This window comes from Sporosarcina sp. NCCP-2222 (assembly GCF_023168145.1).
Taxonomy (GTDB): domain Bacteria; phylum Bacillota; class Bacilli; order Bacillales_A; family Planococcaceae; genus Sporosarcina.
On sequence record NZ_BQYK01000017.1, the window covers coordinates 18,946 to 31,127 of the forward strand.

At 46.7% G+C, this 12,182-nt stretch carries 12 protein-coding genes and 1 pseudogene; all 13 read left to right on the forward strand.

Annotated elements, in window-relative coordinates:
- Positions 1-497, forward strand: a pseudogene (locus NCCP2222_RS20370) (UDP-N-acetylglucosamine 1-carboxyvinyltransferase); the annotation flags it as partial.
- Positions 498-623: 126 nt separating this feature from the next.
- Positions 624-1,583 (forward strand): class II fructose-bisphosphatase, encoded by a 960-nt coding sequence (glpX, locus tag NCCP2222_RS20375; RefSeq protein ID WP_248514229.1) that lies wholly within the window; start codon positions 624-626, stop codon positions 1,581-1,583.
- A gap of 176 nt (positions 1,584-1,759) precedes the next feature.
- Positions 1,760-3,043 (forward strand): transcription termination factor Rho, encoded by a 1,284-nt coding sequence (gene rho / locus NCCP2222_RS20380; protein WP_238078739.1) that lies wholly within the window; start codon positions 1,760-1,762, stop codon positions 3,041-3,043.
- Between the two features lie 212 nt (positions 3,044-3,255).
- The gene (gene rpmE, locus NCCP2222_RS20385; protein ID WP_184205288.1) at positions 3,256-3,468 is read left to right on the forward strand and encodes a 50S ribosomal protein L31; all 213 of its coding nucleotides are present in this window, start codon (positions 3,256-3,258) and stop codon (positions 3,466-3,468) included.
- Positions 3,469-3,882: 414 nt separating this feature from the next.
- On the forward strand, positions 3,883-4,488 hold the full coding sequence (locus tag NCCP2222_RS20390) for a thymidine kinase (protein ID WP_248514230.1): 606 nt from the start codon (positions 3,883-3,885) through the stop codon (positions 4,486-4,488).
- Positions 4,489-5,130: 642 nt separating this feature from the next.
- A complete protein-coding gene (gene prfA / locus NCCP2222_RS20395) occupies positions 5,131-6,204 on the forward strand; it encodes a peptide chain release factor 1 (protein ID WP_248514231.1) in 1,074 nt (357 codons plus the stop codon).
- Entirely contained in the window at positions 6,201-7,052 is an 852-nt protein-coding gene (prmC, locus tag NCCP2222_RS20400; protein ID WP_248514232.1) for a peptide chain release factor N(5)-glutamine methyltransferase, read from the forward strand. Before prfA ends, prmC begins: the two co-directional genes overlap by 4 nt.
- 47 nt (positions 7,053-7,099) lie before the next feature.
- Positions 7,100-7,669 (forward strand): stage II sporulation protein R, encoded by a 570-nt coding sequence (locus NCCP2222_RS20405; protein WP_248514233.1) that lies wholly within the window; start codon positions 7,100-7,102, stop codon positions 7,667-7,669.
- A 60-nt stretch (positions 7,670-7,729) separates the two neighbouring features.
- Complete coding sequence (locus NCCP2222_RS20410; protein ID WP_248514234.1) at positions 7,730-8,758, forward strand: L-threonylcarbamoyladenylate synthase; 1,029 nt, start codon at positions 7,730-7,732, stop codon at positions 8,756-8,758.
- Positions 8,759-8,827: 69 nt separating this feature from the next.
- On the forward strand, positions 8,828-9,331 hold the full coding sequence (locus NCCP2222_RS20415) for a manganese efflux pump MntP (RefSeq protein ID WP_248514235.1): 504 nt from the start codon (positions 8,828-8,830) through the stop codon (positions 9,329-9,331).
- A 58-nt stretch (positions 9,332-9,389) separates the two neighbouring features.
- Positions 9,390-9,830: a low molecular weight protein arginine phosphatase gene (locus NCCP2222_RS20420; RefSeq protein ID WP_248514236.1), complete on the forward strand. Its 441-nt coding sequence runs from the start codon at positions 9,390-9,392 to the stop codon at positions 9,828-9,830.
- A 3-nt stretch (positions 9,831-9,833) separates the two neighbouring features.
- Positions 9,834-11,129: a methyl-accepting chemotaxis protein gene (locus tag NCCP2222_RS20425; RefSeq protein ID WP_248514237.1), complete on the forward strand. Its 1,296-nt coding sequence runs from the start codon at positions 9,834-9,836 to the stop codon at positions 11,127-11,129.
- A gap of 100 nt (positions 11,130-11,229) precedes the next feature.
- On the forward strand, positions 11,230-11,910 hold the full coding sequence (locus NCCP2222_RS20430; protein ID WP_248514238.1) for a hypothetical protein: 681 nt from the start codon (positions 11,230-11,232) through the stop codon (positions 11,908-11,910).
- The last annotated feature ends 272 nt before the right edge of the window (positions 11,911-12,182 follow it).

Below are 12,182 nucleotides of genomic sequence, written 5' to 3' on the forward strand. Positions count from 1 at the left end.
CGGTGACGGCGAAATTGCGGGAAATGGGTGTCGAAGTCGAGGAAGGGGAAGAACAGATTTTCATTCCGAAAACCGAGAAGCTCCAAGCGGTAGACGTCAAAACGCTTGTCTATCCAGGTTTCCCAACGGATCTTCAGCAGCCGTTTTCCGTCTTGCTCACCCAGGCGGCCGGATCATCCGTCGTGACGGACACAATTTATTCAGCCCGCTTTAAGCAGATTGATGAATTGCGCCGCATGAATGCGGACAGCCGGGTGGAAGGCCAATCGGTCATTTTGTCAGGACCGACTAAGCTGGAAGCAGCAACAGTCCGGGCGTCCGATTTGCGCGCAGGGGCTGCCCTCGTAATTGCAGGGCTTTGTGCAAACGGCGAAACTGAAATCCAAGAAATCCAGCATATTGAACGCGGCTATGGCTCGTTAATTGAAAAGCTGCAAGGCATTGGGGCGGACATTTGGAAGGAGACGGTTCCGGAAGAAGCCGTCGTAAAAGAATAAATAGCATAGCATCATGAGAAATGGTGTAACGCAATTGATTCAGGAAGACCGTATTGTGCTATACTATTAGGTGACAAAACTTACGGATTGAATCAATAGACCGTAAACCCGGGAGGAACACTTACAATGGAACGCAGTTTATCGATGGAATTAGTACGTGTAACAGAGGCGGCGGCAGTATCAGCTTCCCGCTGGATGGGACGCGGGTTAAAAAATGAAGCGGATGATGCCGCAACAACCGCGATGCGCACTGTGTTCGATACGATACCGATGCAAGGAGTCGTAGTGATCGGTGAAGGGGAAATGGATGAAGCGCCGATGCTGTATATCGGTGAAGAACTAGGGATGGGCCACGGACCGGCAGTGGATGTCGCAGTCGACCCGCTCGAAGGAACGAACATTGTCGCATCAGGCGGATGGAATGCATTGGCGGTTATTGCAATTGCAGACCGAGGCAATCTTTTGCATGCGCCGGATATGTATATGAATAAAATCGCAGTCGGCCCAGAATCAGTCGGCAAGATAGATATCGACGCATCTGTTACTGATAATTTGCGTGCAGTCGCAAAGGCGAAAAACAAAGATATCGAAGACGTAGTCGCCACGATTCTTCATCGTGATCGCCATTCGAAAATTGTCGAAGAAATCCGTGCAGCAGGAGCAAGAATCAAACTCATCAATGATGGGGATGTGGCAGCTGCCATTAACACGGCATTCGATGACACGGGCGTCGACATTCTGTTCGGCTTAGGTGGAGCACCGGAAGGCGTTATCGCAGCAGTCGGCTTGAAATGTCTCGGAGGAGAAATTCAAGGACGTCTCGTACCTACGAGCGACGCAGAATTGGAACGATGCAAGAAAATGGGTATCGACATTAACCAAGTACTTCGCATGGAAGACCTCGTCAAAGGGGACGACGCCATTTTCGCAGCAACGGGCGTTACAGATGGCGAATTGCTTCGTGGGGTTCGCTTCACAGGCGGATACAACGAAACTCATTCGCTTGTCATGCGTTCCAAATCAGGAACCATCCGCTTCGTCGAAGGGCGTCACAGCATGCAGAAGAAACCGAAACTGGTGCTTTAATTAAACGAAAAAGAGATAAGGTACGAGTTATCCACGGTAGTCTCTTAGGAATTTCCTAGATAACAACCTCAACTGCCCGGCTTTCTGGCCGGGCAAACTTCTATGAAAAGGATCGCCTACCCAACTGCAACAACCTCACATAACCTATCAATTAAAAAAAGAGTGGTGCCAAACTTATGACAGTAATGACAATCGCTGAACTGGAGAATATGACACTGAAAGAGTTGTATTCATTAGCCAGGCAGTACAAGATCACGTATTACGGCAAGCTGACGAAAAAAGAGCTCATTTTTGCTATTTTGAAAACAAGAGCCGAACAAGAAGGCTTTTTCTTCATGGAAGGAGTTCTTGAAATCATCCAATCGGAAGGATACGGATTCTTACGTCCAATCAATTATTCTCCGAGTTCAGAAGATATCTATATTTCAGCTTCCCAAATTCGTAGATTTGATCTTCGGAATGGGGATAAAGTGACAGGGAAAGTCCGGCCGCCAAAAGAAAATGAGCGGTATTATGGACTGCTCCAAGTCGAAGCGGTAAACGGGGAAGATCCGGAAGTTGCACGGGAGCGCGTTCATTTCCCGGCTCTTACGCCTTTATATCCAGACCGTCATATTAAACTGGAAACAACGCCGAACAAACTATCCACACGGATTATGGATCTTGTTTCTCCGGTCGGTTTCGGCCAGCGGGGATTGATTGTGGCACCGCCAAAAGCCGGTAAGACGATGCTGTTGAAGGAGATTGCCAACGCCATTACAACGAACCACCCGGACGCGGAATTGATTGTGCTGTTAATTGACGAACGTCCGGAAGAGGTGACGGACATTGAACGATCCGTAAAAGCGGACGTTGTCAGCTCGACGTTTGATGAAGTGCCGGAAAACCACGTCAAAGTGGCGGAGCTTGTACTTGAACGGGCGATGCGCCTCGTCGAACATAAACGGGACGTCGTTATTTTGATGGACTCCATTACACGTCTGGCAAGAGCGTACAACCTTGTCATTCCGCCAAGCGGACGTACACTTTCAGGGGGGATCGACCCGGCGGCATTCCACCGTCCGAAACGGTTCTTCGGGGCAGCACGTAACTTGGAGGAAGGCGGCAGTTTGACTATTTTGGCTACGGCATTGATTGATACAGGCTCCCGGATGGACGAAGTCATTTACGAAGAATTCAAAGGGACGGGCAACATGGAGCTCCATCTCGACAGAAGCCTTGCCGAACGCCGTATCTTCCCGGCGCTCGATATCCGCAGATCCGGAACGCGGAAAGAGGAATTGCTTATTCCTTCCGAACAGTTGGAGAAGCTATGGGCGATCCGGAAGACATTCTCCGACGCGCCAGATTTTGCGGAGCGTTTCCTGAAAAAGCTGCGGCAATCCAAGTCGAACGAAGAGTTTTTCGAGAAGCTCAATGAGGAAATGAAAGCTCATCGCAATGGCAAAGGATTGCTCTGATCGGAAATATTTTTTCGAATCAACTAGTTGCATGCGGACACCTGTTTTGATATAATCTTAGAGTATGGTTTCGACCATCTGCTGCATATACGGCTGGCATATCGGGTCGTGTAAGGCATCAGTCTTATAAATTTGTTGCCAATCTTAATGGTTGGACAACCCCTACAATAATACTCTGTTCCAGATGGTTCAGGGCGAGAGGAGAGAGACCGATGAGAGCAGGAATTCATCCAAATTACAAACTTTCAAAAGTAACTTGTTCATGTGGTAATACATTCGAAACAGGTTCTGTAAAAGAAGACATCCGTGTCGAAGTTTGTTCAGAATGCCACCCATTCTACACTGGACGCCAAAAATTCGCTGCAGCGGACGGCCGTGTCGACCGCTTCAACAAAAAATATGGCATCAAAGAAGAAGGCCAATAATAAGCTCGACATTACAAAATCCGTCGTGTGCCACCGCACATGGCGGATTTTTGATTTTGTATAGGTATCGAAAAAATTGGAAGCAAAAGAATGCCAAAATAATTGCAGTTATTGAGGGAAAATAAATTCGTTTTTCCACAAACTATGCACAGTAATATGCACATTTTTTAAAACCATACCAACAACTTATTCACAATATGTAGTAGGTTACTAACAAGGTTATCCACATTTCCGGTTTTATTTAATAGTTATCCACAAATAGCGAAAGAATCGGTCTGGAAAACAGGCTTATCCACATAACATATTCCTCGGGCAAAGAAAAGACGTCAATTCAAATTGATTTTCGGGTATGATATACATTCGACAACTAATGACAGACAACGATACATATTAAGCGACTGGAAGGGGAACGACATGTACGTAACAATGCAAGGCGGATGGATAGAAGTGATTTGTGGCAGCATGTTCTCGGGAAAATCGGAAGAATTGATCCGGCGCGTGCGGCGGGCACAATTTGCAAAGCAGAAGATCGCAGTCTTCAAACCGGCAATTGATGACCGGTATAGTGAAGAAGCCGTCGTCAGCCATAACGGTTCAACTGTAATTGCGACACCGGTCGCCCATTCATGTGATATAAAAGAATACATTTCAGAAGACTTAGACGTCATTGCGATTGACGAAGCCCAATTTTTCGACGAAGCCATCGTCGACATCGTTACGGACTTGGCGGACGAAGGATTCCGCGTCATCGTAGCCGGACTCGATCAAGATTTTCGCGGTGAACCGTTCGGTCCGATGCCCCGCCTCATGGCTATCGCCGAAAACGTCACCAAACTGCAAGCTGTCTGCACCGTCTGCGGATCCCCGGCAAGCCGGACGCAGCGTCTCATCAACGGCAAACCGGCAGGCTACGACGATCCGATTATCCTCGTAGGTGCTTCCGAAGCATACGAAGCCCGATGCCGAAAACACCACGAAGTCCCAAGCGGTGTTACCGCTGCCAAGCAGCTAATCGAATAGAATGAAAAAGCAACTTAATCCATGGGGGGTGAGTTGCTTTTTTGTATGGGATTTGGGGGGAATGGAAGACCGTGCATGAGCAGTGCAGTCCGGCTGTGTAAACCAACCTTTGATTTGTAAAGGGCATTTAACGCGAAATGGAATATTTGATCGTTATTATTCTGCCGCGAATTTTTTATTATCCCCTTTTACACACCGTTCCTAGAGAATGAGAAAACACATAAGTCTACCCGGTGATATTAATAGAGCGGTTCAGACAGATATACGAGTGATTCGCAGCAAGAAACGAGCGGTTGCTTGATTATACGATCGGTTCAGGGGATAAACGAGAGGTCGCCGGATTATACGAGTGGTTCAAGGGGATAAACGAGCGTTTACCAGAATATACGAGCGGTCCGAAAAAACCAGGTAGGCAATGAACGGTTAAAAAGAAGTTTTCATTGATCACGGGAGCACAGGGAAGAAGTCGAAGCCCATATTTTATATTCGCAAGCTCGCACAAACATAAAACCTCATCGAACAACTCAAAAATCCCTCCCATCCTCCCTGAAAAACGGGGAAAGGCGAATAAATCACTGTATTTACGCCGTTTTATCCCGTACAATAAACGTACAAAACAGTCCTGAATAATGAGGTGTCAATATGTTTGATAGGCTTCAAGCAGTGGAAGACCGGTATGAGCGATTGAATGAATTGCTAAGCGATCCGGAAATTGTTAGTGATATGGAAAAGTTAAGGAAGTATTCGAAGGAGCAGTCCGACTTGCAGGATACGGTTGATGCGTACCGTGAATATAAAGAAGCGACCACGCAGCTGAAGAGTGCGAAAGGCATGCTGGACGAGCCGCTCGACGATGACATGAAAGAGCTTGTGAAAATGGAAGTCGGCGAGCTGGAGGATTCGATAGAGGAGCTGGAGGCGCGCCTGAAGCTATTGCTAGTGCCGAAAGATCCGAACGATGATAAAAACGTTATTATGGAAATCCGCGGCGCTGCGGGCGGTGACGAAGCCGCTCTATTTGCTGGCAATTTGTACCGCATGTATAGCCGTTTTGCTGAAATGAACCATTGGAAAGTGGAAGTAATGGACTCCTCACCGACTGAGCTTGGCGGTTTCAAGGAGATCATCTTTATGATCAACGGCTCTGGTGCTTACTCCAAATTGAAATATGAAAACGGGGCGCATCGTGTCCAGCGTGTACCGGAAACGGAATCAGGCGGGCGGATTCACACATCTACTGCTACTGTTGCAGTACTTCCCGAAGCAGAGGAAGTGGAGATTGAAATTCATGACAAAGACATTCGAACTGATACCTTTGCTTCTTCCGGACCTGGGGGGCAGTCGGTCAATACGACGATGTCTGCCGTCCGGCTAACGCATTTGCCTACGGGAATCACGGTTTCATGCCAAGACGAAAAATCGCAGATCAAGAACAAAGAGAAGGCGATGAAAGTTCTTCGCGCCCGTGTCTATGATAAATTCATGCAGGAAGCGCAGGCGGAGTACGATGAAAAGCGTAAATCAGCTGTAGGGACAGGGGATCGGTCGGAGCGGATTCGTACGTATAATTTCCCGCAAAACCGCGTAACGGATCACCGAATCGGTTTGACGATTCAAAAACTAGACCAAATTATCGAGGGGAAAATGGACGAAGTGATCGACGCATTGATTATGGAAGATCAAGCCCGCCGATTGGAAAGTTTGGATCAGGCATGACCGAAAAAATCTTCGAGGCGCTGAAAAAAGCGGAGTCCTTATTGGAATCCAAGGAACTTGATGCCCATGCAGCACAATGGCTCATGCGATTTATTACGGGGAAATCTAGCGCCGCCCTGCTTGCGGATATGCAGGAACCCTTAACGCCTAAGCAAAAAAGCGATTTCTGGAACGGGTTGAATGAATTGCTGGAAGGAAAACCAGTCCAGCATATTATCGGTGAAGAACAGTTTTACGGATATTCCTTTGAAGTGAACGAACATGTGTTAATTCCAAGACCGGAAACTGAAGAGCTCGTTTATGGCGCCTTACTCCGAGCAAAAAAACTTTTTGGCGCAGGACCAATCCGGGTGGCGGACATTGGAACAGGGAGCGGGGCCATCGCGGTTTCATTCAAAAAAGAGCGGCCGGATGCAGAGGTAACAGCGGTCGATATTAGCGAAGAGGCACTGGCGGTTGCCCAAAGGAATGCCTTCCGGAATCAAGCGGAAATTGTCTTTATTAAAGGAGATCTAACAGAGCCTCTGGCTGGGAAGACATGGGACGTGATCTTATCCAATCCGCCTTACATCGCAATGGAGGAAGCGCAAACGATGTCCAAAACCGTTCTCGACTTTGAACCGCATCATGCGTTATTCGCGGAAGAGAACGGCCTTTTCTTCTATAAAAGACTGGCGAAGGAGCTGCCGGATCTTGTGGGAAAACGGGCTTTGATCGGCGTTGAAATCGGGCATCAGCAAGGGGAATCTGTACACGCGTTGTTTTCGCACGCATTCCCGGATGCGTTTATTGAAACGCTAAAAGACATTAACGGTAAGGACCGAATGATATTTTGTGAGATTGTATGAATAAACTCTTCTGACGCTGGCGACAATGAGGTCAGGAGGGGATTGACATGTTGCAAGACTATAACATTATTAATTCGGAAAACAAGAAAAATAAATGGGTTTCCATTATCGAATTTATTCTTATCTTATTTATGATCCAGTCAGCAATACTTTTCTTAACTGGGGAAGATATGCCGAAAGATGCACTTCGCGTCAGAATTTTGGCAAATTCCAACACACCGGCGGACCAGCAAGTGAAGGAATCCATCAGAATGGAAATCGAGCCGCTCATTAAGGAAGCTTATACGCAAGCCTCATCACAGGCTGATTTTATAGAGCGCATGGACAGTTTAGAAGATGAGATTACTAGAATCGCGGAATGGAAAGCGGAAGGCAAATCGATTACATTCGAAAAGACAGCCGCTCTTTTTCCGGCAAAGCGGTCGGGATTTTATATCACACCGCAAGCCCCCTATGAAGCATACATTTTAACGATTGGCAGTGGCCGTGGGGATAACTGGTGGTGTGCGTTATTCCAAAATGTTTGCTTTCCGGATGAAAAGGCGAAAGAAGAACAACAGGAAGAAGAAAAGGTCACATTTTTCCTCTGGGAGTGGATAAAAGGTTTATTTTCATAAAGTTATCCACTGGAAATGTGGATAACTAGTGTGAATTGTGTATAAACGGGGGTTCGAACAATGGAAACTTTAATCATCAAAGTGGATAACTTGTTGGATAACGAAAAAAGTTATCAACAGGCGGTGGATATTTTGAATGAAGGCGGAGTGGTCGCATTTCCGACAGAGACGGTTTATGGTCTCGGGGCTCTTGCAACAGATGAGCAGGCCGTAAGGAAGATATTTGAAGCGAAAGGCCGTCCTTCTGATAATCCACTCATCGTACATATTGGCAATCGGGAAGCGGTAGAACAATACGCTATCCAAATTCCGGACGATGCCTACAAGCTCATGGAGAAATTCTGGCCAGGCCCATTGACGCTTGTTTTCCATAAACGGCCGGGTGTCATTGCGCAGAGCGTGACGCCCGGTTTTGAAACGGTCGGATTGCGCATGCCGGATCATCCGGTTGCACTTGAATTGCTTCAGACTTTGGACGGCCCGCTCGCCGCGCCTAGCGCGAACCGGAGCGGCAAGCCTTCCCCGACGGAAGCGGGCCATGTGTTAAAGGATTTGCACGGCCGCATTCCACTCATTTTAGATGGCGGTGAAACGGGTGTCGGCGTAGAATCGACCGTACTGGATATGACCGTGTCGCCCCCTGCGATCCTGCGTCCTGGTGGCGTTACAAAAGAAATGATCGAGTCCGTCATTGGCCCAATTCATACGGAAAGCGGTGTGGCTGATGATCAAGCCCCGCGTGCTCCTGGGATGAAATACATGCACTACGCGCCAGAATCCCCGTTATTTGTCATCGCACCGGATGAAGCAAAAATAGCGGAAGCGGTTCGGTTATTGCATGCAGAGGGAAAGAAAGTAGCTGTCATCGGTCCGGATGAATTTACTATCCCTGAAGCGGATTGGTACTTCGCGGTTGGCCCTCTCCATAAGCCGGAGGCGATGGCCTCTACTTTATACCGGGCGATCCGCCAATGTGATGTGACGGAAGCAGATATTATTCTTGCAGCCGAGACCGAGATGTCCGGCGTCGGTGCTGCCGTCATGAACCGTTTGACAAAAGCTGCAGACGGAAAAAGATTTCCCTTGTAATGAAAGATGAATGACCTCACTGGCAGTCGCATAGGATGGACAGATGCGACAGGCAGGGGGGTCTTTTCTTTGGTCGAATTAATCGCGGCATGTATTACAACAATTGACGTCATCGTTATCTACTCTTTATTGCAATTGCGCAAGGGAAGGCTTATGCTCGCTCTATGGACAGCCGTCTTGAATATGGCATTCCCGTTTATGGGTTTTTTCATGGGTCATTTGACGCTGAATCTATTTTCAGTCTGGAGCAATTTGCTTTCGGGTGTTTTACTTGCTTTGATTGGAATACAAATGATTTTGCAAAATGATGACAATGAATTGCTGAAACGGCAGCTTCACCCGTTTTTCATAGCACTGGCGGTCAGTTTGGACACGTTCTCGGTAAGTGTTTCGTTTGGAATGCTTCAACTGAACAAATTGTTATTTATAATTGCCTCCGGTTCCTTGTCATTTTTCTTTGCTAGCTTAGCTCTTTTGATTCGGGGGAACTTTGGGACACGCTATCGCAATATATTGAGGAAATTGGCGGGTGCCGCGCTGTTGATTATGGGAATATTGTCATGTATTCGTTAAATTTTTTGTTTCTTTCTACATGGTTTTCGGTTATTCTAAATATAAGCAGGTGATTTATATGAATATTTATTTGATTTGTACGGGTAATACTTGCCGCAGCCCGATGGCGGAAGCGATTTTGCGTTCCAAAAACATTCCAGGCATCTCGGTTCGATCAGCAGGGCTGCATGCGGCAGATGGTTTTCCGATTTCAATTCATTCGGAAACGCTCATTCAAGAAATGGACATGCCGTATACCGCTCATTCCAGAGCAATTTCACGAGAAGATGTGGAATGGGCCGACCTCATTTTAACGATGACGGAAGGCCATAAACAGGCCGTGCTGCATCGGTTCCCTGAGGCAGATGGAAAACTGTTTACGCTGAAGGAGTATACAAAGCCGGAAGGGGATTTGGACGTACAGGATCCGTTCGGCGGAAATTTGCTGGTCTATCGGGAAACGTATGAGGAACTGACTGTGTATATGGATTTATTAGAGAAGAAGTTAACGGAGGAGTAAGGCATGAACAGACAGAAGGGGAAAAAATTCGGATTGCGGAAAAAACTCGTCCTATTCGTTACGATTTTGGCAATCGTCACCTATTCAACGAGTGCTGTGTTCATTAATTTTATCGGCCCGCAATTCTTTCCAAACATCAAGCCATTTTGGTTTGACATCATTACATATGCTTTAGGGATTATGTGGTCGGGAATTTTGGCTGGATTATTCAGTACGATTCTGACAAAGCCGCTGCAAAGACTAGAGAAGGCGGCCATTCAAGTGGCAGATGGAAAAATTGGCACTGATATCGAGTTGCCGCGTTCTTCGGACGAAATCCGTTCGGTTGCGGAAGCGTTTCAACAATTGGTGCTGAATCTCCGGACGATTGTCGGACAAATTGAAACGAACTTTGAAAAAACTGCCCATACGGTTGATCGGTTAACAACTGAAACGGGTGCAGCCGCAACACAAGCCGATGCGGTCGCGACGACCATCGCCGAAATTTCTGCTGGAGCAGAATCATCCGCAGTCGCCATCCAGGAAACAGCGGAAGCGATTGAAGACGTTCGGATGTTGGCAGCCGAAGTAAGCAGCCGTGCAGAAGATTCATCTGTCCGCTCTGCTGAGATGCTCAAAGAATTGGAACGGACAACCGATGTATTCCGCATTTTAGTGGATGGCATCCGGAACATGTCCCTGCAGAGCGAACACTCTTTGACTACCATTCGTCAATTGGATCAAAACGCGCAAAAAATTGGTGAAATTGTTCAATTGGTCGGCAGCATTGCGGGACAGACGAACTTGCTCGCCTTGAACGCATCCATCGAAGCGGCCCGTGCCGGTGAACATGGAAAAGGCTTCGCCGTCGTCGCTGAAGAAGTCCGCGTCCTCGCTGACGAAAGTGCCAAATCCGTTCACATGATATCGGAACTGGTCCAAACCATCCAGTCCGACGTAACCAAAGTGGTGAAGGAAATCGAACAGCAAGTAAAAACGGCTGCAGCGGAAGCGAACCGTGCGAACGAAACGAGCGGCAATGTAGAATCCATGGCAGACAAAGTCAATGGAATGGCCGGCGCCGTCGTCGAAATCACCAAACTCGTCGAAAACCAGCTCGCCAACATTGAAATGACGGCCATCCAATCACAGGAAGTCGCCGCCATCGCCGAAGAAACATCCGCAGGCGCTGAAGAAGTACAAGCCGCCACGGACGAACAGGTCAAATCGATCGAACAAACCGATCACATGGCCATCGAGTTGAAAAAACAATCCGAAGACCTCTACGAAGTTATCAAGCAGTTCGACCTTACCCGTTAATTTAAATAGACTATACTAAAGAGGATACTATGTTCAGCTGATGAGCATAGATCCTCTTTTCTTATGCATTATATAGCCGAAAACGAAGGAGGGATAACAGATGCATGAACCCGAGTGGTTAAAGGGCGGTCCGTTTCTTGAAATTAGTTTCTTGGTGGAACTGGGAGAAGAGAAAAAGGAAACAGTACAGGATATTATTATGAATTTGTCAAAGGTCAGAAGTAAGATAGAAATCTATGACAAAAACGTCGGTGAAATGCTTGATTTGTTTGATAGAGGGTATCCCTGTGATGAAAAAGACCCTCAATCATCTTACATGCATTCATTGCAATTGAGAGTCTACGTCAGTTTGTCCAGGAAACGAAGAGCAACGTTACAAATAGAAAGGGTCTCTTCAAATGCAGTACTGGTTAATTTTTGGTTTTTTGGTTCGATCTTTGATGCCTCGGAATGGGCTCAAATCGGAATAAAAAAAGAGGAAATGCCGGACTTCACAAATTTCCTTAAACAGTTATATTCCGTGTATGAGTTTAAAATTGGCGGCATGGCAATTGAACAAGATGTTCTTGAATTATTGGGGTTAGATGAAACATATCCTAACGAATGTTATCGATTCGAGAACATGGTTCCTGAACGTCTTCTTCTCGATTCATCTCATTTTATTGAGATCATTTGGAATGAAAAATACGAGAAATTGAGCTCAGTTCCTTACAAGCACACAAAGCTTGAGAAAGAAGGAAACCTTATTACGATCGGGAGCTTTCATGATCTATCATGTTGAACGGATGCTGTTAGTAAAACAAGGTAGTATGGGGCGGAGTGCTCGTAAATAAAATTAGAAACAATCCGTGTAGATCATAATTTCGATTCCAAGACCAACCCCTTGAATGGTCAAAAGCATTCGGCGCGACGTTGAATATACAATTATTAGGAAATCCCCGCGGTTCAGATGCCCTATTATTCCCGAACCGCTCGAATCCGCAGTCAAGTCCTTAATCTTGTGTAAATTCCCTTTCAATGTATCCAGCTAATTAATTTCAATCCACTATACTT